The sequence below is a fragment of the Kosakonia oryziphila genome (genome assembly GCF_900094795.1).
GTDB classification, from domain to species: Bacteria; Pseudomonadota; Gammaproteobacteria; order Enterobacterales; family Enterobacteriaceae; genus Kosakonia; species Kosakonia oryziphila.
This window is the reverse complement of sequence record NZ_FMBC01000008.1, coordinates 26,374-46,975: the sequence shown is the minus strand read 5'-3', so window position 1 is coordinate 46,975 and position 20,602 is coordinate 26,374. Positions and strand designations below refer to the sequence as shown.

Here is a 20,602-nt window from a genome sequence, read left to right as displayed (position 1 = left end):
AAGCGAGCTACTCAGCCTGAGCAGCATCGACAAAGGTGGCCAATGTAGTGAAAGACGCGCTTCGCACAGTGTGTCAATACGCTATTGCAAATGAAAATTGTTATCAATATTATTATCAATAAATTTCGAAGTGCAAGCAAAAATTTCCACAGCATATTTGGAGTAATAGACGTGACATCAACAACAGGAAGTGATGCCTGGTGGGAGTCAAAACAGGGACCAGAATGGGTGCAGGAATCGGGTGAATACCGCGTCACGTTTTGGTGGCGGGATCCGGCAGGCACGGAAACCACGTCCCCCATTCAACGGGTCTGGCTCTATATCACCGGCGTGACCGATCATCATCAAAATGCCCGGCCGCAATCACTTGAGCGCGTTGCCGGTACCGATGTCTGGTGGCGGGAAATCCGCCTTGAAGCGGGCTGGCGCGGCAGCTACTGCCTGATACCTTCACAAAATCACGACGATTTTCCCCCCGCAGTGTTTGCGGCCATTCCGCCAGATCACGCCGCTCTGCGCGAAGGCTGGCGCAAACTGTTGACGCAGGCGATTGCCGATCCGCTTAACCCGCAAAGCTGGCGTGGCGGGCGTGGGCATCCGGTTTCGGCGCTGGAAATGCCCGATGCACCGCTACAGCCGGGCTGGCAGGCATCTGAGAACCCTTTTAATGAACCGCAATTACTGCACTGGCGTAGCCAACGACTGAACAACACGCGCCGCGTGTGGATCTACACCACTGGCGAGGAAAACACCGCTGAACGCCCGCTGGCGGTGCTGCTTGACGGGCAATTCTGGGCGCAGAGCATGCCGGTCTGGCCTGCACTGGCCGCGCTCACCAACGAGGGACAATTACCGACGGCGGTCTATGTGCTGATCGATGTGATTGATAACGCGCACCGCACGCGCGAACTGCCCTGCAATGCCGATTTCTGGCTGGCAGTGCAGGAAGAACTGCTGCCTCAGGTGCAGGTACTGGCGCCGTTCAGCGATCGTGCTGAGCGCACTGTGGTGGCCGGACAGAGTTTTGGCGGTCTCTCTTCACTTTATGCCGCGCTGCACTGGCCGCAGCGTTTTGGCTGCGTACTGAGTCAGTCCGGCTCTTACTGGTGGCCGCATCGTGGCGCAGAACAGAATGGCATCATTATCCAACAACTTCAAAGTGGTGAACTGCATCCCTCCGGCCTGCGCATTGTGCTGGAAGCGGGTGTGCGCGAACCGCTTATTTTTCGCGCCAATCAGGCTCTTTTTTCTCAGCTACAACGCATACAACAGCCGGTTTTCTGGCGTCAGGTTGACGGCGGGCATGATGCACTTTGCTGGCGTGGCGGGCTGACTTCCGGGCTGATTACGCTCTGGCAGCCATTGGCCAGCGACCGCTGACGCGCCTTTCTATGACAGGAGTTTGCTATGGAGTTCACTAACCCCTTCGATAATCCGCAAGGGCAGTTTTATATTCTGCAAAACGACCAGCAGCAATACAGCTTGTGGCCTGCACAGTGTGCATTGCCTGACGGCTGGCGCGTGGTGTGTGAACCGCAACCGCAGGAGGCCTGCAATATGTGGCTTGATGCTCACTGGCAGACCTTAACCCCGGCCCACTACGTGACAGCAAGGAGCGGCCAATGACGCAACGTTTACCGCTGGTCGCCGCCCAGCCAGGGATCTGGATGGCAGAAAAACTCTCGTCGTTACCCAACGCCTGGAGCGTAGCGCACTATGTTGAACTGAATGGCGATATCGATGCCGCGCTGCTGGCGCAGGCAATTGTCACCGGTATGGTGCAGGCTGATACGCTGCGCATGCGCTTTGTGGAAGATAACGGAGAAGTTTGGCAGTGGGTGGATGAATCGCAACAGTTTGCGCTGCCCGCCATCACCGATTTACGCGCCCACCGTGATGCGCATACCGTCGCACTCAACATGATGCGCGCCGATCTGGCGCAAAACCTGCGTGTCGAGAGCGGCAAACCGCTGGTCTGCCATCAACTTCTGCGCGTGGGTAAGCAGTGCTGGTACTGGTATCAGCGCTATCATCATTTACTGGTCGATGGTTTCAGTTTTCCGGCCATTACCCGCCAGATAGCCGCAATTTATAGCGCCCGGCGACGCGGCGACGCGGTACCGCCGTCCCCCTTTACGCCGTTTGCGCAAGTGGTGGACGAGTATCAGCGTTATCGCGATAGCGACGGCTGGCAGCGTGATGCCGCTTTCTGGGCGAAACAGCGCAGCGAACTGCCACCGCCGGTTTCACTTTCACCGGCACCGCTGCCGGGACGCGCAGCGACCACCGATATTCTGCGTCTGAACGTTGCGCTCAATATTGATGATTTCCATCGTTTAACCCGCGCACAGCCGAACAGTCAGCCCGCCGATCTGGGGCTGGCGCTGATGGCGCTGTGGTTCGGGCGTCTGTGCGGGCGGATGGATTACGCCGCAGGATTTATCTTTATGCGCCGCATGGGCTCCGCCGCGCTGACGGCGACCGGGCCGGTACTGAACGTGCTGCCGTTAGGCATTCATATCGATGGCACTCAAACCCTCGCAGAACTGGCCGCGCAACTGGCGGGCAGCCTGAAAGTGATGCGCCGCCATCAGCGTTACGATGCCGAACAGATTGTCCGCGATGCGGGCCGCGCCGCAGGCGATGAGCCGCTGTTTGGCCCGGTATTCAACGTCAAAATGTTTGACTATCTGCTGGATGTCGATGGCATTCATGGCACCACGCACACGCTGGCTACCGGGCCGGTTAATGATCTGGAGATTGCACTGTTCCCGGATAACGAGGGCGGCCTTGCCGTTGAAGTGCTGGCGAACCGCAGCCGTTATGATGAGGCCACGCTGCGCGGCCATGTGGCGCGGCTGGGCCAATTACTGGCTCAGTTTGCCGAAAACCCGGCGCTGCGCTGTGGCGATGCCGATCTGCTTGCCCCGCAGGAAGCGCAGCAGTTGGCAAATATTAATGATACCAGCAGGAGGTTGCCGACCACCACCTTAAGCGATTTAGTGGCGACGCAGGCGGCGAAAACCCCGGATGCGCCCGCATTGCGCGATGCCTGCTGGCAGTTCAGCTACCGCGAAATGCGTGAACAGGTTGTCGCGCTGGCGCAGCATCTGCGTCAGCTTGGCGTGCAGCCCGGCGACAGCGTAGCGGTGGCGTTGCCGCGCTCGGTCTTCCTGACGCTGGCGCTACATGGCATTGTCGAAGCGGGCGCCGCCTGGTTGCCACTGGATACCGGTTACCCGGACGAGCGTCTGCGGATGATGCTGGAAGATGCGCAGCCAGTATTATTGATCACCGCAGAAGATCAACGCTCCCGCTTTAGCGATATTCCGGGGCTGGCACACTTCTGCTACCAGCAGCCGCTGGCCGTACAGGGCAGTGAAGCGCTTAATCTGGCGCACCCGGAACAGACGGCGTATATCATTTTCACTTCTGGCTCGACCGGGCGACCGAAAGGGGTGATGGTCGGCCAGACCGCTATCGTCAACCGTCTGCTGTGGATGCAGGAGCAGTATCCGCTGAATGCGCAGGATGTGGTGGCGCAGAAAACGCCATGCAGTTTTGACGTCTCGGTGTGGGAATTCTGGTGGCCGTTTATCGCCGGGGCCAGCCTGGTAATGGCCGAGCCGGAAGCGCACCGCGATCCACAGGCGTTACAGGCTTTCTTTGCCGAAAATGGTGTGACCACGACTCATTTCGTACCGTCGATGTTGGCGGCTTTTGTCGTTTCGCTGACGCCTCAGAGTGCGCAGCAAAGCTGTCGTTCGCTAAAACTGGTGTTCTGTAGCGGCGAAGCGTTGCCGACGGAATTATGTCGCGAATGGCAACAACTGACCGGTGCGCCGCTGCATAACTTGTATGGCCCGACGGAAGCGGCGGTGGACGTGAGCTGGTATCCGGCGCACGGAGAAACGCTGGCGCAGGTGCGCGGCAACAGCGTGCCGATTGGCTTCCCGGTGTGGAATACCGGGTTGCGTATTCTCGACGCCATGATGCACCCGTTGCCGCCGGGCGTGGCGGGCGATCTCTATCTGACTGGCATTCAACTGGCGCAGGGCTATCTGGGCCGTCCGGATCTGACCGCCAGCCGCTTTATTGCCGATCCGTTCGCGCCCGGCGAGCGCATGTACCGTACCGGTGATGTGGCGCGCTGGCTGGAAAATGGCGCGGTGGAATATCTGGGGCGCAGCGACGATCAACTGAAAATTCGCGGCCAGCGTATTGAACTGGGAGAAATTGATCGGGCGATGCAGACCCTGGCGGATGTGGCGCAGGCGGTGGCTCATGCCTGCGTCTTTAATCAAGCGGCGGCCAGCGGCGGCGATGCGCGCCAACTGGTGGGTTATGTGGTTTCCGCATCCGGTTTGCCACTCAATACCGCCGCGTTGTTGGATCAACTGCGTGGGCAACTGCCGCCGCATATGGTGCCGGTGCGCCTGCTGCAACTGAGCGCCTTGCCGCTGAGCGCGAACGGTAAACTCGATCGCAAAGCATTGCCGTTGCCGGAACTGGCAGCGATACGTCCTGGTCGCCCGCTGAACGTCGGTATGGAAACGCATGTAGCGCAGGCGTTTACTGCGCTGTTGGGCTGCGAGGTGCAGGATGCACAGGCCGATTTCTTTGCGCTTGGCGGTCATTCGCTGTTGGCAATGCGTCTGGCGGCACAACTCAGCCGCGAGCAGCAAAGGCCGGTGACGCCGGGACAGATTATGGTCGCTTCTACGGTGGAGAAACTGGCCGCGCTGCTGGAACAGAGCCTGACGGCGGAGCAAACGCAGCGTTTCGGGATGGAAACGCTGCTGCCGCTGCGTGAAAGCGACGGCCCGACGCTGTTCTGCTTCCATCCGGCTTCCGGTTTTGCCTGGCAGTTCAGCGTGCTCGCGCGTTACCTTGCGCCGCGCTGGTCGATAACCGGCATTCAGTCGCCGCGACCTTTCGGACCGCTACAGCAGGCGGCGACGCTGGATGAAGCCTGCGAACAGTATCTTGCCACGCTGCTGGCTCAGCAGCCGCACGGGCCTTATCACTTGTTCGGTTATTCGCTTGGCGGCACGCTGGCACAGGGCATTGCCGCGCGTTTACGGGCAAGGGGCGAAGAGGTGGCCTTCCTTGGGCTGCTCGACACCTGGCCACCGGAGACGCAAAACTGGGCGGAGAAAGAGGCCAATGGGCTTGATCCGCAAGTGTTGGCAGAGATTGAGCGTGAGCGGCAGGCTTTTCTTGCCGCCCGGCAGGAGCAAGGCTCCGGGGAGCTGTTTTCGACTATTGAGGGCAACTACGCTGACGCGGTGCGTTTGCTGACCACCGCGCATAGCCTGCCGTTTGACGGTAAGGCGACGCTGTTTGTCGCCGTGCGCACGTTGCCCGCAGGCACCGATCCACATAAAGCCTGGGCACCGTGGGTGCGGGAACTGGAGGTGTATCGCCAGGATTGCGCCCATGTTGATATTATTTCGCCGCAGGCGTTTGAGCGTATTGGGCCGGTGTTAAGGGAGATATTGGGGGAGTAAAGGTGAATGTGCAGGTTGGGTAAGGCGTTTGTGGAATGGTTCCGTTCACCAGGCGCGAGGGAGTTCCAGTGAATCACTATGCGGTGAACGGGAAAAGGGGAGCTTACCGCGCTCCCCTTTTCAATCCCCGCGGCCCCGCGGGAAATCGGTGCTTCGCACTGCGCTCACCTCCCGGGCATCTGCCTGCGGTCGGCTCAACTCGCCGTCTATGGCTCGGTTCGCCTCTGGCCGCCATCCCTGGCGTCCAGCCCTTGTTATCTGCCCTCCGGTTCGCCGATTTCAGCGGGGACTCAACCCCATCGCGGCAGGCCTGGTGTTTCCCAAAACTGTTTCATTGCTGAAGTTAATGTAGAGATCCGGTAGCTCCCCTTTTCCCGTTCACGTGTTAGTGCGTTTCTGAAACTCTTGCATGCCTGGTGAACGGAGCTATACCTCTGACATGACATATCCTTAGGGGAGAATTCCGCTGCGCCCCAGCGGCACCACCAGCGGCGTATGCACCACCGGATCGTCAATGATCATGCAACGCAGCCCGTAGACTGCTTCTATCAGTTCGGCGGTAACGATCTCTTTTGGCGCGCCCTGCGCGACAATTTTGCCATCGCGCAGCGCAATCAGATGCGTGGCGTAGCGGCAGGCCTGATTCAAATCATGCAGTACCGCCGCCAGCGTATAACCCTGCTCGCGGTTCAGTTCGCTTAACAGCTCCAGCAGATCGATCTGGTAGCTGATATCGAGCCAGGTTGTGGGTTCATCGAGCAGCATAATGGCCGTCTCCTGCGCCAGTACCATCGCAATCCATGCCCGCTGCCGCTGGCCCCCGGAGAGTGTATCGACACTCTGGCGGGCCAGCAAATCCACGCCAGTGGCTTTCATCGCCCGCGCCACGGCGTCTTCATCCTCTTTACGCCAGCGGGTGAACAGCGGCTGATGCGGATAGCGCCCGCGCGCCACCAGTTCCTGCACGGTGATATCGCCCGGTGTGGTGGCGTTTTGCGCCAGCAGCCCGACGCGACGCGCCACCTCTTTGCTGGCGAAGCGCTGGATCTGTTCGCCATCGAGATAAACATGTCCCCGTGCGGGCGTCATCAGGCGGCTCAGCGTGCGCAGCAGCGTTGATTTACCGCAGCCGTTGGGGCCAATAATGGCGGTGAAATGGCCGTCGGGAATGGCGACGCTTAACTGCTCAGCAATGATTTTTTTACCATAGCCCAGTGTTAAGTCTGCGCCGTGCAAACGGGAAGATAACTCGGTCATTTCTTGCGGGACTCCTGAATTAACAAGGCGATAAGGTAGATACCGCCAAGGCTGACGGTGACCACGCCCACTGGCAACTGATAAGGCGTAAACCCTTGCCGGGCGATAAAATCCGCCAGCAATAGCAGCAGCGCGCCGCACAGGGCCGACTGCGTTAAGCCCCAACGGGCGGTGGCGCTGATGCGCCGGGCGATGTGCGGTGCCACCAGCGCGATAAATGAAATCGGCCCCGCCAGCGCAGTAGCCGCCGCCGTCAGTGCCACCGCCACCAGCATTAACAGTAAGCGCGAGCGCTCGACACTGACGCCGAGTGCACAGGCGCTGTCATCGCCCATCTCCAGCAGTCGCATCCGGCGTGCGAGCAGGGCGGCGCACACAAACATCAGCATAATGATTGGCGCAGAAGGCAGCGTCTTCGCCCAGGTCAGGCCGTTCAACGAGCCAGCATTCCACAGCCCGGCGGTAACGGCAGTTTCCAGCGATGCCCGCAGCAGCAGCCACGTATTGAACGCCACCAGCATCGCCCGCACGCCAATGCCGACAATAATCAGGCGAAAAGTTTCAATGCCATTGCGCCAGGCCAGCAGCCAGACCACCAGCGAGGTGAGCATACCGCCGGCCATCGCCGCCAGCGCAATGGCCGTTAAATGCTGACCAAACAGCACCATCGCCACCAGCACGCCGCTCCACGCGCCGGTGTTAAAGCCCATCACATCCGGGCTACCTAACGGGTTGCGCATCAGCGATTGAAAAATCGCGCCGCTGACGCCGAGCGCGGCACCAACCAGCAGCGCCAACAGGATGCGTGGTAAACGCCACTCCATCACCACGCGTTGAAGCGCGCGCGGCGCATCACCGGTTAATGCATTCATCACCTGGGTCAATTCCAGCGTCACCGCACCGCTGCGCAGGCTCCAGACCGCCATCAGCACGGTACAAGACACCATCAGCAAGCAACTGGTGACTAAACGACGGGACGGCGAAATCACAGACCACCTCCGCGCGCGCGGCGCACCAGGACAATCAGTACCGGCGCACCGAGAAAGGCGCTGACCACCGAAACTCGCAGCTCACCTGGCACAATCAGGCGGCCAATAATATCGGCGAACAGCAACAACGCTGGCGTCGCAAGCAATGTGACCGGCAGAGACCAGCGGTGATCCGCGCCCACCAGCCAGCGTGCCATGTGCGGCATCATCAGGCCGATAAAAGCAATCGGGCCGACCACCGCTGTCGCGCTGCCGCACAGCACGGTGATGGTCACTAATCCGAGCAACTGCGTACGTGCCACCTTGCTGCCAAGCGCTGTGGCGGTATCGCTGCCGAGGCTCAAACTGTTGAGCGAGCGGCTCAGCATCAGCGCGGTTGCCGCCGCCAGCAGCAGCGGAATTATCACAATTTTCAACGTTTGCAGGGTGCGGATATCCAGCGACCCGGCTTGCCAGAATCGCAATTGGTCGTAGACATCGGTATTCAGCAACGCAATCCCGCTGGAGAGTCCTTCCAGCACTGCGCCAAGCGCTACCCCTGCCAGTGTCAGACGCACCGGGCTGAGTTGCCCGCCGCCCTGGCTGCCGGTAAAGGCCACCAGCAGCGACGCGGCCAGTGCGCCGCCAAACGCCAGCAGCAATTGTTCCACTGGAGACGAAATACCAAGCAGCGCCGCGCCGAGCACAATGGCGAAACTGGCACCTGAGTTAACGCCAAGTAAGCCAGGATCGGCTAGCGGATTACGGGTGAGGGTTTGCATCAACGCGCCGGCAAGCCCCAGCGCGCCCCCTGACAGTAGACCTGCCAGTGTGCGTGGCAGACGTGCATCACGGATCACGGTGCAGTCGGCGCTCTGGCAGATGCCAGAGAGAGCATCGATCACCACGGCCGCGGGCATCGGTCTGGCGCCAATAAACAGGCTGAGTGCAGCAGCGACAACAAGCAGTACCAGTAATCCGGCGAGAACAGAGGGGCGCGCCGGAAAAGCAGAACACGACATAAGAACGTCCCGAGTTTGATAATGATAGTAATTATCGTTATCGATATTGTTTTGATATGTTAACATGCGAAGCCGACATATGGACATAAAAAGTACGTATTTAAGGCGCTGTGATGAAACAACAATCCTGGCTGTTGAACCTTAGTCTGCTGCGTACGCATCAGGCTTTTCGCGCGGTGTTTCTGGCGCGTTTTATCTCGATTTTATCGCTGGGCCTGCTTGCTGTAGCGGTGCCGGTGCAGATTCAGGCTATGACCCACTCAAGCTGGCTGGTGGGGTTATCGGTCACGCTGACCGGTTCGGCAATGTTTGTTGGCCTGATGTTTGGCGGCGTGCTGGCGGATCGCTATGAGCGTAAAAGACTGATTTTACTGGCGCGTTCCACCTGCGGTGTTGGGTTTATCGGCCTGTGTATGAATGCGCAACTGGCGGAGCCTTCGCTGGTGGCGATCTACTTGCTTGGTTTGTGGGACGGTTTTTTTGGCGCGCTTGGCGTGACGGCGCTGCTGGCGGCAACGCCTGCGCTGGTCGGGCGGGAAAATCTGATGCACGCGGGTGCGATCACCATGCTGACAGTGCGTTTGGGGTCGGTGATTTCGCCGATGTGCGGCGGTCTGCTGCTGGCTTCGGGCGGTGTGGTATGGAACTACGGTCTGGCGGCGGCGGGGACGTTTATCACCCTGTTGCCGTTACTCAGCCTGCCTGCATTGCCGCCACCGCCTCAGCCGCGCGAGCATCCGCTGAAATCGCTGCTGACAGCACTGCAATTTTTATTTCGTAACCCGTTAATTGGCGGCACTGCGCTGCTCGGTGGGCTGTTAACCATGGCCAGTGCAGTGCGCGTGCTTTATCCGGCGCTGGCGATAAGCTGGAACATGTCGGCGGCGGAAATCGGCCTGCTGTATGCCGCATTACCACTTGGTGCGGCGATCGGGGCGTTGACCAGCGGCAAACTGGCGCACAGCGAACGGCCTGGCGTGATTATGCTGATGACCAGCGTCGGCGCTTTTGTCGCGATAGGGCTATTCAGCCTGATGCCGGTGTGGGCGTTCGGCGTGCTGTTGCTGGCGTTATGTGGCTGGCTGACCGCCGTGAGTTCACTGTTGCAATACACCCTGCTGCAAACCCAGACGCCAGAAGCGATGCTCGGGCGCATCAACGGCTTGTGGACCGCACAGAACGTGACGGGCGATGCGATTGGCGCGGCGCTACTGGGGGCGATGGGATCAATAATGACGCCCGCGTCATCGGCGAGTATTGGCGGGCTGGTACTGGCGGCGGTCGGTTTAGCACTGGTGGTGGTGCTCGGTGAGCTGCGCCGTTTTCGTCGGATGCAGCCTGCCGCATAGCCTGCCGCATAGAAAGCTTACTACCGGGTGGCGCTGCCGCCTGCCGCATAGCCTGCCGCATAGAAAGCTTACTACCGGGTGGCGCTGCCGCCATCCGGCAGACGGATTAGCCAAACAGCGCCGCTAAACGCTGCAACACGCGGGTGGCGCTGTAGTAGTCCAGGCGGAAGGTTTCTGCACCGAGGGCGTAAACGCGTTTGTTCTGTACCGCAGGCAGATGCGCGAGCAGCGGATTCGCGTTCAGCGCATCGGCATCTTTTTGATCGCTGGCGAACAGGAACAGCGCTTCACCGTTCAGCCCGGAGGCAAGGTTTTCTCCGCCCAATTGCACGATATCGTGGCGTTTACCCTGGCTCTGGCTGGTTTGCAGCGTAGCCGGTAACGGCGCAAGGGTGAAGCCCAGTTGCTGCATCAACTTGCCCTGCGCGGAGTCGCGGGTCCACAGGTTGGCGCTGTGTGCGGCGGGGGTATAAACCAGCGCAGTAACCGGCTGCGGCGGCAGTTTCATTCGCGCTTTGACGTCGGCCAGTTGCTGGTTGAATTCGCTAATGCGCACAGCGGCCTGTTTTTCCTGCCCGGTGATTTCACCCAGCTGGATGAGCAGCGCCTGCCAGCTTTTGTCGTCGTAATTGATGACCAGCGTTGGCGCGATGGTGGAAAGCTGGTCGTACAGGGCGAGGGCGGAATCGCCACCAGTGGCGCTGATAAGGATCAGATCCGGCATCTGAGCGGCAACGGCCTCGGCATTCGGTTCCCCAATGTAAAGACGCGCGACGTTGCGTTGTTTCGCTACGTCACCCCACTGACGCAGAAAGCCCTGTGCGTCGGCAAAACGGTTATTCGGCGAGGTCGCACCGCTGGCAATCACCGCTGCATCAATCGCCAGCAGCGAACCGGTAAGAGTGACGCTGGTTGACACAATGCGCAGCGGCTTGCTGTCGAGTTGATGCGTACCGTGGCTATCGGTGACCTGGCGAGGCCATTCGGCGGCGCTCACTGAGGTTAATCCTGAAACAAAAATACCCAGAACCACTAAGGACTTACGGAACAAAAAAGACAATCTCACGGATGGCGTCCTGTTTTGTTGATGTTAATGCTTCTCATTTTCCTTATTGTATGAAAGGGATGCAAGCATTAGCGGCGCAGAAGAAGAATCTGCTGTTGACAGCGTGGGCAATAACTTTTTATCTTATCAATGTGAAAAACAAATGATAATGATTATTAAAATCACTTATGGTTTTTTTGGAGGATGATATGGATATGTCCCAGGCTGAGGACATCCAGCAGTCTGCGAAGACACTGGCCGCAGATCAGTTTTTGTTTATGTCGCCGTACCGCAGTTTTATAACCTCTGGATACGTTGCCCGTTTCTCTGAACCTGCCGTCGGCGGAGATTCCCCAGAGAGCGCCTTCCAGACCAAACTGGCGCAGGCCTTTGCCGATGCGAAAGCGCAGGGCGTTGTCCGTCCGGTGATGGTCGGCGCGATCCCGTTCGATACCACGCAACCTTCGACGCTGTTTATTCCGGCGTCATGGCAAACCTTCTCCCGCCCGGCGCGCCAGCGTTCTGCCCGCTATTTCAGCGCCAGCAACATGCCGAATATTGTCAAGCAACGCGAAATCCCGGAGCAGGACACCTTCATGCAGATGGTGGCGTGCGCGGCGCAGAAGACCGCCACGCCGGAAGTGGATAAAGTGGTGCTTTCCCGCCTGATAGATATTACCGCCGACAGCCACATTGACAGTGGTGTATTGCTGGAGCGATTGATTGCCCAGAACCCGGCCAGTTTCAACTTCCACGTTCCGTTGCCGGATGGCGGCGCGCTACTGGGTGCCAGCCCGGAGCTGCTGCTGCGCAAAGAGGGTGATCATTTCAGTTCGCTGCCGCTGGCAGGTTCCGCCCGTCGCCAGCCGGATGACATGCTGGATCGCGAAGCAGGCAACAAGTTACTGGCGTCGGAAAAAGACCGTCACGAGCACGAGCTGGTGACGCAGGCGATGAAAAAAGTGCTGCAACCGCGCAGCCGCTCTCTGACCTTGCCAGATTTCCCGCAACTGGTGACCACGCCCACGTTATGGCATCTGGCGACGCCAATTGAAGGCACAGCATTGGCGGGGGAAAACGCCACGACGCTCGCCTGTCTGCTACATCCGACACCGGCGCTGAGCGGTTTCCCACATCAGGCGGCAAAAAAACTGATTGCCGGGCTGGAACCGTTCAATCGGGAACTGTTCGGCGGCATTGTCGGCTGGTGTGATGACGAAGGAAATGGTGAATGGGTGGTGACTATCCGCTGCGCCCGTATTCATGAAAACAATGTCCGGCTGTTTGCCGGCGCCGGTATTGTGCCTGCTTCCTCGCCGCTGGCGGAGTGGCGCGAAACCGGGGTGAAACTGACCACCATGTTGAACGCATTTGGTCTGCACTGAGGAGCGAAGATGAGCATTCCTTTTCCCCGCTGGCCGGAAGAATTCGCCCGTCGTTACCGCGAAAAAGGGTACTGGCAGGATCTGCCGCTCACTGACATTTTGACCCGTCATGCGCACAGCGATGCCACGGCGGTGATCGATGGCGAGTGCGCGTTGAGCTACCGTCAACTGCATCAGGCTTCCGATAATCTGGCGTGCAGCTTACAGATGCAGGGGATCGCGCGCGGCCAGACCGCGCTGGTGCAACTGGGCAATGTGGCGGAGTTCTACATCACGCTGTTTGCTCTGCTGAAACTCGGCGTTGCGCCAGTGAATGCGCTGTTCAGCCATCAGCGCAGCGAACTAGCCGCCTATGCCGCCCAGATCAAACCGGCGCTGCTAATTGCCAATCGCGATCACGGGCTGTTTGCCGATGACGCTTTTATTCGCACGCTGGATTCCGTTCGCGTGGTGCTGTTGCGTGGCGAACAGGGCGAGCGCGCGTTGGACGCGGTGATTGCCCGCCCGGCGGGTAACTTCGTCGCCACGCCGACACCGACCGATGAAGTGGCGTTTTTCCAGCTTTCCGGCGGCAGTACCGGCACGCCGAAGCTTATCCCTCGCACCCACAACGATTATTACTACAGCATTGCGTGCAGCAACGCGATTTGCGGTTTCACCGCGCAAACCCGCTACTTATGCGCACTGCCCGCAGCGCACAACTACCCGATGAGTTCTCCCGGCGCGCTGGGCGTCTTTCTCGCGCAAGGTTGCGTGGTGCTGGCTGCCGATCCGAGCGCCACACTCTGCTTCCCGCTGATCGAAAAGCACCGGATTACCGTCACTGCGCTGGTGCCACCTGCGGTAAGCCTGTGGTTGCAGGCGATTGCCGAGTGGGGCAGCAATGCGCAACTGACATCGCTCAAACTGTTACAGGTCGGCGGCGCGCGGTTGTCAGCCACGCTGGCAGCGCGTATTCCGGCGGAACTCGGCTGCCAGTTGCAGCAGGTGTTTGGCATGGCCGAAGGGCTGGTGAACTACACCCGGCTGGACGATCCCTTTGATCGCGTTATCCATACGCAGGGCCGTCCGATGTGTCCGGATGATGAAGTGTGGGTGGCGGATGAACATGGTAATCGGCTGCCGCCAGGCCATGTCGGTCGGCTGATGACACGCGGGCCGTACACCTTCCGCGGCTATTTCAATAGCCCCGAGCATAACGCCAGCGCCTTCGACGCGAATGGTTTTTACTGCTCCGGCGATCTGATTTCAATGGATGAGCAGGGCTACATCACCGTGCAGGGGCGGGAAAAAGATCAGATCAACCGTGGCGGCGAGAAGATCGCTGCCGAGGAGATAGAAAACCTGCTGCTGCGCCACGAGTCGGTTATCCATGCCGCACTGGTGAGCATGGAAGATAGCCTGCTGGGGGAAAAAAGCTGCGCATGCCTGGTAGTGAAAGAACCGCTGCGTGCCGTTGCTGTGCGTCGTTACCTGCGTGAACTGGGCGTCGCGGAATATAAGCTGCCGGATCGCGTGGAGTGCCTGGAGGCACTACCGCTAACGCCGGTCGGCAAAGTGGATAAAAAACAGTTACGTCAGTGGCTGGCCGGGCGCGCCACTGCGTAAAGGAGAGAAGATGGCTATTCCAAAATTACAGGGTTACGCGCTGCCTGCTGCGACCGATATTCCGCAGAACAAAGTCAGTTGGCCGTTTGAGCCGGGGCGCGCGGCGCTGCTGATTCATGATATGCAGGACTATTTTGTTAGCTTCTGGGGCGATAACAGCCCGATGATGCAACAGGTAGTCGCGAACATTGCTGCGTTGCGCGCGTTCTGCAAACAGCAGCGCATCCCGGTTTACTACACCGCGCAGCCAAAAGAGCAGAGCGATGAGGATCGTGCGTTACTGAATGATATGTGGGGGCCGGGACTGACCCGTTCGCCGGAGCAGCAGAAAATTGTCGGCGAACTAACCCCCGATGAAGCCGATACAGTACTGGTGAAGTGGCGCTATAGCGCGTTTCATCGCTCGCCGCTGGAGCAGATGTTGAAAGAGTGCGGGCGCAACCAGTTGCTGATCACCGGGGTCTATTCGCACATTGGCTGTATGACCACCGCCACGGATGCGTTTATGCGTGATATCAAGCCGTTTATGGTGGCCGATGCGTTAGCGGATTTCAGCCGCGAAGAACATTTGATGTCGCTGAAATATGTCGCCGGGCGTTCCGGCCGTGTGGTGCTCACCCAGCAACTGCTGTCGGTACCGGGCAGCAAAGCAGCGCTGCGCGCAATAGTATTGCCGCTGCTGGATGAATCCGACGAACCGCTGGATGACGAGAACCTGATCGACTACGGTCTGGATTCCGTGCGCATGATGGCGCTTGCCGCCCGCTGGCGCAAAGTCCACAGCGATATCGATTTTATTATGTTGGCGAAAAAACCGACCATTGATGCGTGGTGGGCGCTGCTCGCGCGCGAGGTGAAATAATGACCCGCCTGGATTTTATCGGCAAAACTGTATGGGTGACCGGCGCCGGGAAGGGTATCGGTTATGCTACCGCACTGGCCTTTGTTGCGGCGGGGGCGCAGGTTACTGGCTTCGATCTGGCCTTTCCCGGCAGTGATTATCCCTTCTCCTGTGAAACGGTGGATATTGCGGATGCCGCGCAGGCGCAAGCTGTCTGCAAACGCCTGTTGGCGCAGAACGAACGGCTGGACGTGTTGGTCAATGCCGCCGGGGTTTTGCATATAGGCGCCACCGATGCGCTGAGCGCAGAAGCCTGGCAGCGCACCTTTGCTGTGAATGTTGGCGGCGCGTTCAACCTGTTTCAGCAGACGATGGCGCAGTTTCGACGTCAGCAGGGTGGGGCGATCGTCACAGTGGCATCTGATGCGGCTCATACGCCACGTATCGGCATGAGTGCTTATGGCGCGTCGAAAGCCGCGCTGAAAAGCCTGGCGCTGACAGTCGGCCTTGAGCTGGCGGCAAGCCGTGTACGCTGTAATGTCGTTTCGCCGGGTTCGACAGACACCGATATGCAACGCACGTTGTGGGCGAGTGATGCTGCTGAACAGCAGCGCATTCGTGGCTTTGGCGAGCAGTTCAAGCTCGGCATTCCGCTGGGCAAAATCGCCAGGCCGCAGGAAGTGGCGAATACCGTACTGTTTCTGGCGTCCGATCTGGCCAGCCATATCACCTTGCAGGATATTGTGGTGGATGGCGGCTCAACGCTGGGGGCGTAGATGATCTGGAAACGTCACCTAACCCTTGAGGAACTAAATGCCAGCAGTGAAAACACGCTGGTGGCGCATCTGGCTATTCTCTATACCCGCATCGGCGACGATTTTATCGAGGCCGAAATGCCGGTCGATGCCCGCACCCATCAGCCGTTTGGCTTGTTGCACGGCGGCGCATCGGCGGCGCTGGCGGAAACGCTTGGCTCAATGGCGGGCTATATGATGACGCGTGATGGCCAGTGCGTGGTCGGCTCCGAGTTAAACGCCACGCATCACCGCCCGGTTGCCGAGGGGAAAGTGCGCGGTGTCTGCCAACCGCTGCATCTTGGGCGGCAAAACCAGTGCTGGGAAATTGTGGTGTTTGACGAGCAGGGGCGTCGCTGCTGTACCTGCCGCCTGAGTACCACCGTGCTCGGCTAATTTATCCCTCTCCTGTCGCGGAGAGGGCATTCTTGCGATCCCGCTAACACAATCATGTAAATACCTGGTTGCAGGGCAAATTTCCCATGTTCTAAAGTTGTTAAAAGCCGTGGGTTGATATAGATACAAAATGTAACATCTCTCTGTTTCTCACACGGATAACCGCTATGAACAACCCAGGGAAATACCTTATCTGGGCAATATTCTCCCTCGTTGGAGCCTTTGCCCTCGGCTATATCGCGCTCAATCGCGGCGAACAGATCAATGCACTGTGGATCGTGGTTGCTGCCGTCTGTATTTACCTTATTGCTTACCGGTTTTATGGCCTCTATATCGCCAAAAATGTGTTGCAGGTTGATCCTACGCGCATGACCCCGGCGGTACGGCATAACGATGGCCTCGACTATGTGCCGACGGATAAAAAAGTGCTGTTCGGTCACCATTTTGCGGCAATTGCCGGGGCAGGGCCGCTGGTAGGGCCGGTACTGGCGGCGCAGATGGGTTATCTGCCTGGTATGATTTGGATCCTCGCAGGCGTGGTGCTGGCCGGGGCGGTGCAGGACTTTATGGTGCTGTTTATCTCGACCCGCCGCGATGGGCGTTCGCTCGGCGAGATGGTAAAAGAAGAGATGGGATCGACCGTCGGCGTGATTGCGCTGGTGGCGACTTTTATGATCATGGTGATTATCCTTGCGGTACTGGCGATGATTGTCGTCAAAGCGTTGACCCACAGCCCGTGGGGCACCTACACCGTAGCATTCACCATTCCGCTCGCCATTTTTATGGGTATTTATATTCGCTATCTGCGCCCCGGACGCATCGGCGAAGTGTCGGTGATTGGCCTCGTGCTGTTGGTATTTGCCATTATTTCCGGCGGCTGGGTTGCCGCCAGCCCGACCTGGGCGCCGTTCTTTGATTTCACTGGCGTGCAACTAACGTGGATACTGGTGGGCTATGGTTTTATTGCCTCGGTACTGCCAGTGTGGCTGCTGTTGGCACCGCGTGATTATCTCTCCACCTTCCTGAAAATTGGCACCATTATTGGCCTGGCGATTGGCATTTTGATTATGCGCCCAACGTTAACCATGCCGGCGCTGACCAGGTTTGTCGACGGCACTGGCCCGGTATGGACTGGCAACCTGTTCCCGTTCCTGTTTATCACCATCGCCTGTGGCGCGGTCTCCGGCTTCCATGCGCTGATCTCTTCCGGCACCACGCCGAAAATGCTCGCCAGCGAAGGGCAAGCCTGTTTTATCGGTTACGGCGGTATGTTGATGGAGTCGTTTGTGGCAATCATGGCGCTGGTCTCGGCGTGCATCATCGATCCGGGCGTTTACTTCGCGATGAACAGCCCGATGGCAGTGCTGGCACCCGCAGGCACGGCGGATGTTGTCGCCTCGGCGGCGCAGGTGGTCAGTAGCTGGGGCTTTACCATCACGCCAGATGCGCTGACGCAGATTGCCAATGAAGTGGGCGAACAGTCGATCATCTCAAGGGCGGGCGGTGCGCCGACGCTGGCGGTGGGGATGGCGTACATTCTGCACGGCGCGCTCGGTGGCATGATGGGCGTTGCGTTCTGGTATCACTTCGCCATTCTGTTTGAAGCACTGTTTATTCTGACGGCGGTTGATGCCGGTACGCGCGCGGCGCGCTTTATGTTGCAGGATCTGCTGGGCGTTATCTCGCCGAACCTGAAACGGACTGAGTCGCTGTCTGCCAACCTGCTGGCGACAGCGCTGTGCGTGCTGGCGTGGGGGTACTTCCTGCATCAGGGCGTGGTTGATCCGCTCGGCGGCATCAACACTTTGTGGCCGCTATTTGGTATCGCCAACCAGATGCTGGCAGGTATGGCGCTGATGCTTTGCGCGGTGGTGCTGTTTAAAATGAAACGCCAGCGTTATGCGTGGGTGGCATTAGTGCCGACCGCCTGGTTGCTGGTGTGTACGTTGACCGCTGGCTGGCAGAAAGCCTTCAGCCCGGATGGTAAAGTCGGCTTCCTGGCTATCGCCAATAAATTCCAGGCGATGATCGACAGCGGTAACATTCCGGCGCAGTATACTCAGTCGCAACTGGCACAACTGGTATTTAATAACCGTCTTGATGCCGGGCTGACTATCTTCTTTATGGTGGTTGTGGTGGTACTGGCGTTTTATTCGCTGAAAACTGCGCTGGCGGCGCTGAAGGTGAATGAACCGACGGCGAAAGAGACGCCGTACGAACCGATGCCGGAGGATCTTGAACAGATTGTCGGCCACGCAAAAAGCGCCCATTAATGGTTTCCCCCTCTCCCATGCGGGAGAGGGTTTTCTTAGGGGGAAAAGATGTTTGATACGCTCTCAAAAGCCGGAAAATATCTGGGCCAGGCGGCGAAGATGATGATTGGCGTGCCGGACTATGACAACTACGTTGAGCATATGCGCGTCACGCACCCGGATCAGACGCCGATGACCTACGAGGAGTTTTTCCGCGAACGCCAGGATGCGCGCTACGGCGGTAAAGGCGGCGCGCGCTGCTGCTAACGCGTTTTTATGTCAGCATCCGGCAATGAGCATTAGCGGTCTTCTTTTGTATGCCAGATCCGCAGGATGATGATATGGCTGTCTGTCAGCTCGTAAATCATTTCATAACTGCCAACAAACAAAGAACGGACTTCACGCGGATACCAGCTTTCATCCGGTGGGCCAACCTGCGGATGTAGTAAAAGCATTTCAGGGGCGTCAGCCAACATGATGACAACTTTGCGGGCTGCTTCAGGGTTTCTGATAAACAGGAATTTTGACAGTCTCTCTACATCCTGAAGAGCGAATTGCGTCCATTCTAACTGCATTCACCATCCCCGTTTTTTAACGCCTGGCAGTGGCGGTGGATTTGCCGTCCCCAAACTTTTAAGCCAGTTCGCTGCTTCTGCATGGCTGACGGTTTCACCGCGTTCAACGGCATCCAATCCTTGCTGGATCATGGTCTGGCGTAATTCTGCACGCTCAACATATTCCGCGAGCGCACGCTTGATAATCCAGCCCCGAGAGCGTTCGCTGCTTTCCGCAAGTAAATCGACTTTATCGGCGAGTTCAATGGGTACATGCGCTGTCAGTACTTTCGTCCCAGGCATTTGGGCACCTCAATCAGTGTGATTTTTTAAAAATCGTAGCGATTAGGTGGCAGAGTTTCAATCTGTTTTTTGGCTCAGTGTCCGGCATAGCCGCTTATTGCCGGATAAGCGCCATCCGGCGTTATTATTAGCGCGACAGCGCCTCGACTTTTTCAAACGCCGCTCGCAGCGTGTCGGCGGAGAGATTTACCGGCAGGTAGTGGATGGATTCCACTGGACGCAGAGTGTGAGCAATCACTTTATCCAGTTCAGCATGATTGTTGATATCCACCTCCAGCGCCGCCAGCGTGGCGGGCAAGTTGAAGCGCTGATACGCGTCGATCAGTTGCGCCAGCACATCATCCTGGCCGAGCAGGGCGCTCTGCACCAGAATGCCGTAAGCGACTTTGGTGCCGTGCAGGAATTTATCCGTTTGCGGCAGTACCGTCAGTCCATTATGCACGGCATGTGCAGCCGCCACGCGGGTATAGCGCTCGCCCAGCCCGCCAACCATACCGCCGCCAGCAATAATGGCGTCCACCACGTCACGAAATGTCTGCGTTACTTCGCCGCGCTGTTGATCGGCCAACGCCTGTTCGCTGCTTCCCAACAGTACATCGCGGATAGCCAGTGCGCCGTTAATCCCCAACCGCACGGTCAGCGGCAGGTTTTCCGGCTGTGGCGCCAGCACTACGGCTTCATACCACTTCGCCAGCGTATCGCCGATACCTGCCAGCAGGTACTCCGCCGGGGCATTGAGGATGATTTGCGGCTCGACCAGGACGAGGAAGTTGGCGTCGTCGAAAATCTCAAAATGTAGCGCCTGCCCGGCATCGTTGTACCACACTGACAGTGGCGTCCAGCCCGCGCAGGTTGCAGCAATGGTCGGGATCGCCACTACCGGTAAACCGAGGCGCCGCGCCACCGCTTTGGCGGTATCCAACAGCGCGCCGCCACCAACGCCAATCACCACCGCGCGGTCATCGCCGGATTGCTGAACCAGTTCGGCCACGTCGCGTTCGCTGCAATGGCCCTGAAACAAAATGTGTTTTGCGCCCGGCGCGTTGAACCCTTGCGGTAGAAAGGCTTTGGCCCCGGCAAAAGCACGTTCGCCGTAGATCCACACCGCGCGCGCGAGCTGCTCTGCGCTGTAGAAGTCGTGTAAACGCGCAAGGCTTCCGGCATGGGAATAATAATTGGCAGGGCCGGGTACAACGCGAATATCAGTGTTGCTCATGTGTAGTGTCCTTGTGCATGTTTGCTAACCTGATGTTATGTCTGGACATCCGGATGGCTAATAATATTTTGCTTTATCTTATGCATTTTCTGTCGTTGCCAG

At 58.5% G+C, this 20,602-nt stretch carries 18 protein-coding genes; 11 read left to right on the top strand and 7 right to left on the bottom strand.

The annotated features are described in order from the left end of the window. Positions 1 to 171 precede the first annotated feature (171 nt). Genes fes through entF form a run of 3 tightly spaced genes read left to right on the top strand, consistent with a single transcriptional unit; the run spans position 172 to position 5,510 of the window. Positions 172 to 1,380, top strand: a complete 1,209-nt coding sequence (gene fes, locus GA0061070_RS05570; RefSeq protein ID WP_090134487.1) for an enterochelin esterase — start codon at positions 172 to 174, stop codon at positions 1,378 to 1,380. A 27-nt stretch (positions 1,381 to 1,407) separates the two neighbouring features. After that, on the top strand, positions 1,408 to 1,626 hold the full coding sequence (locus GA0061070_RS05565; RefSeq protein ID WP_090134361.1) for an MbtH family protein: 219 nt from the start codon (positions 1,408 to 1,410) through the stop codon (positions 1,624 to 1,626). Beyond that, complete coding sequence (gene entF, locus GA0061070_RS05560; protein ID WP_090134359.1) at positions 1,623 to 5,510, top strand: enterobactin non-ribosomal peptide synthetase EntF; 3,888 nt, start codon at positions 1,623 to 1,625, stop codon at positions 5,508 to 5,510. The genes GA0061070_RS05565 and entF overlap by 4 nt, the downstream gene beginning before the upstream one ends. A gap of 450 nt (positions 5,511 to 5,960) precedes the next feature. On the opposite strand, the gene fepC is transcribed toward entF, so the two are convergent. Genes fepC through fepD form a run of 3 tightly spaced genes read right to left on the bottom strand, consistent with a single transcriptional unit; the run spans position 5,961 to position 8,757 of the window. After that, positions 5,961 to 6,767: an iron-enterobactin ABC transporter ATP-binding protein gene (gene fepC, locus GA0061070_RS05555; RefSeq protein WP_090134357.1), complete on the bottom strand. Its 807-nt coding sequence runs from the start codon at positions 6,765 to 6,767 to the stop codon at positions 5,961 to 5,963. Beyond that, a complete protein-coding gene (gene fepG / locus GA0061070_RS05550; RefSeq protein ID WP_090134355.1) occupies positions 6,764 to 7,756 on the bottom strand; it encodes an iron-enterobactin ABC transporter permease in 993 nt (330 codons plus the stop codon). Before fepG ends, fepC begins: the two co-directional genes overlap by 4 nt. Then, complete coding sequence (fepD, locus tag GA0061070_RS05545; RefSeq protein WP_090134354.1) at positions 7,753 to 8,757, bottom strand: Fe(3+)-siderophore ABC transporter permease; 1,005 nt, start codon at positions 8,755 to 8,757, stop codon at positions 7,753 to 7,755. Before fepD ends, fepG begins: the two co-directional genes overlap by 4 nt. Positions 8,758 to 8,870: 113 nt before the next feature. Between fepD and entS the strand changes: the two genes are divergently transcribed. Continuing rightward, a complete protein-coding gene (gene entS / locus GA0061070_RS05540; protein ID WP_090134352.1) occupies positions 8,871 to 10,106 on the top strand; it encodes an enterobactin transporter EntS in 1,236 nt (411 codons plus the stop codon). Positions 10,107 to 10,212: 106 nt separating this feature from the next. On the opposite strand, the gene fepB is transcribed toward entS, so the two are convergent. Continuing rightward, positions 10,213 to 11,172: a Fe2+-enterobactin ABC transporter substrate-binding protein gene (fepB, locus tag GA0061070_RS05535; protein ID WP_090134350.1), complete on the bottom strand. Its 960-nt coding sequence runs from the start codon at positions 11,170 to 11,172 to the stop codon at positions 10,213 to 10,215. A gap of 188 nt (positions 11,173 to 11,360) precedes the next feature. Here fepB and entC point away from each other — a divergent pair, with 188 nt between their 5' ends. From entC to GA0061070_RS05500, 7 genes are all read left to right on the top strand, one after another. Beyond that, positions 11,361 to 12,536: an isochorismate synthase EntC gene (entC, locus tag GA0061070_RS05530; RefSeq protein WP_090134485.1), complete on the top strand. Its 1,176-nt coding sequence runs from the start codon at positions 11,361 to 11,363 to the stop codon at positions 12,534 to 12,536. Positions 12,537 to 12,545: 9 nt separating this feature from the next. Continuing rightward, positions 12,546 to 14,144: a (2,3-dihydroxybenzoyl)adenylate synthase EntE gene (gene entE / locus GA0061070_RS05525; RefSeq protein ID WP_090134348.1), complete on the top strand. Its 1,599-nt coding sequence runs from the start codon at positions 12,546 to 12,548 to the stop codon at positions 14,142 to 14,144. Between the two features lie 10 nt (positions 14,145 to 14,154). Continuing rightward, positions 14,155 to 15,006 (top strand): isochorismatase, encoded by an 852-nt coding sequence (locus GA0061070_RS05520; protein WP_090134346.1) that lies wholly within the window; start codon positions 14,155 to 14,157, stop codon positions 15,004 to 15,006. Further along, positions 15,006 to 15,761: a 2,3-dihydro-2,3-dihydroxybenzoate dehydrogenase EntA gene (gene entA, locus GA0061070_RS05515; protein ID WP_090134344.1), complete on the top strand. Its 756-nt coding sequence runs from the start codon at positions 15,006 to 15,008 to the stop codon at positions 15,759 to 15,761. The genes GA0061070_RS05520 and entA overlap by 1 nt, the downstream gene beginning before the upstream one ends. After that, positions 15,762 to 16,175, top strand: a complete 414-nt coding sequence (entH, locus tag GA0061070_RS05510; RefSeq protein WP_090134342.1) for a proofreading thioesterase EntH — start codon at positions 15,762 to 15,764, stop codon at positions 16,173 to 16,175. Between the two features lie 167 nt (positions 16,176 to 16,342). Then, the gene (gene cstA / locus GA0061070_RS05505) at positions 16,343 to 18,448 is read left to right on the top strand and encodes a pyruvate/proton symporter CstA (protein WP_090134341.1); all 2,106 of its coding nucleotides are present in this window, start codon (positions 16,343 to 16,345) and stop codon (positions 18,446 to 18,448) included. Positions 18,449 to 18,496: 48 nt separating this feature from the next. Then, positions 18,497 to 18,694 carry a YbdD/YjiX family protein gene (locus GA0061070_RS05500; protein WP_000460621.1) on the top strand — a complete coding sequence of 66 codons (198 nt, stop codon included), beginning with the start codon at positions 18,497 to 18,499 and terminating at the stop codon, positions 18,692 to 18,694. Positions 18,695 to 18,726: 32 nt separating this feature from the next. Here the strand turns inward: GA0061070_RS05500 and GA0061070_RS05495 are convergent, their stop codons facing one another. From GA0061070_RS05495 to GA0061070_RS05485, 3 genes are all read right to left on the bottom strand, one after another. Further along, positions 18,727 to 19,002, bottom strand: coding sequence for a type II toxin-antitoxin system RelE/ParE family toxin (locus tag GA0061070_RS05495; RefSeq protein WP_090134339.1), 276 nt, complete (start codon positions 19,000 to 19,002; stop codon positions 18,727 to 18,729). Continuing rightward, the gene (locus tag GA0061070_RS05490; RefSeq protein ID WP_090134337.1) at positions 19,003 to 19,284 is read right to left on the bottom strand and encodes a CopG family ribbon-helix-helix protein; all 282 of its coding nucleotides are present in this window, start codon (positions 19,282 to 19,284) and stop codon (positions 19,003 to 19,005) included. 127 nt (positions 19,285 to 19,411) lie between these two features. Next, positions 19,412 to 20,500 (bottom strand): oxidoreductase, encoded by a 1,089-nt coding sequence (locus GA0061070_RS05485; RefSeq protein WP_090134336.1) that lies wholly within the window; start codon positions 20,498 to 20,500, stop codon positions 19,412 to 19,414. Positions 20,501 to 20,602 lie beyond the last annotated feature (102 nt).

What these genes read in the sequence shown, in the direction of transcription:
- GA0061070_RS05565 (WP_090134361.1), top strand. Translation starts at nt 1,408, where the DNA reads ATGGAGTTCACTAACCCCTTCGATAATCCGCAAGGGCAGTTTTATATT.
- entF (WP_090134359.1), top strand. Translation starts at nt 1,623, where the DNA reads ATGACGCAACGTTTACCGCTGGTCGCCGCCCAGCCAGGGATCTGGATG.
- fepC (WP_090134357.1), bottom strand. Translation starts at nt 6,767, where the DNA reads ATGACCGAGTTATCTTCCCGTTTGCACGGCGCAGACTTAACACTGGGC.
- fepD (WP_090134354.1), bottom strand. Translation starts at nt 8,757, where the DNA reads ATGTCGTGTTCTGCTTTTCCGGCGCGCCCCTCTGTTCTCGCCGGATTA.
- entS (WP_090134352.1), top strand. Translation starts at nt 8,871, where the DNA reads ATGAAACAACAATCCTGGCTGTTGAACCTTAGTCTGCTGCGTACGCAT.
- entC (WP_090134485.1), top strand. Translation starts at nt 11,361, where the DNA reads ATGGATATGTCCCAGGCTGAGGACATCCAGCAGTCTGCGAAGACACTG.
- entE (WP_090134348.1), top strand. Translation starts at nt 12,546, where the DNA reads ATGAGCATTCCTTTTCCCCGCTGGCCGGAAGAATTCGCCCGTCGTTAC.
- GA0061070_RS05520 (WP_090134346.1), top strand. Translation starts at nt 14,155, where the DNA reads ATGGCTATTCCAAAATTACAGGGTTACGCGCTGCCTGCTGCGACCGAT.
- entA (WP_090134344.1), top strand. Translation starts at nt 15,006, where the DNA reads ATGACCCGCCTGGATTTTATCGGCAAAACTGTATGGGTGACCGGCGCC.
- entH (WP_090134342.1), top strand. Translation starts at nt 15,762, where the DNA reads ATGATCTGGAAACGTCACCTAACCCTTGAGGAACTAAATGCCAGCAGT.
- cstA (WP_090134341.1), top strand. Translation starts at nt 16,343, where the DNA reads ATGAACAACCCAGGGAAATACCTTATCTGGGCAATATTCTCCCTCGTT.
- GA0061070_RS05500 (WP_000460621.1), top strand. Translation starts at nt 18,497, where the DNA reads ATGTTTGATACGCTCTCAAAAGCCGGAAAATATCTGGGCCAGGCGGCG.
- GA0061070_RS05495 (WP_090134339.1), bottom strand. Translation starts at nt 19,002, where the DNA reads ATGCAGTTAGAATGGACGCAATTCGCTCTTCAGGATGTAGAGAGACTG.
- GA0061070_RS05490 (WP_090134337.1), bottom strand. Translation starts at nt 19,284, where the DNA reads ATGCCTGGGACGAAAGTACTGACAGCGCATGTACCCATTGAACTCGCC.
- GA0061070_RS05485 (WP_090134336.1), bottom strand. Translation starts at nt 20,500, where the DNA reads ATGAGCAACACTGATATTCGCGTTGTACCCGGCCCTGCCAATTATTAT.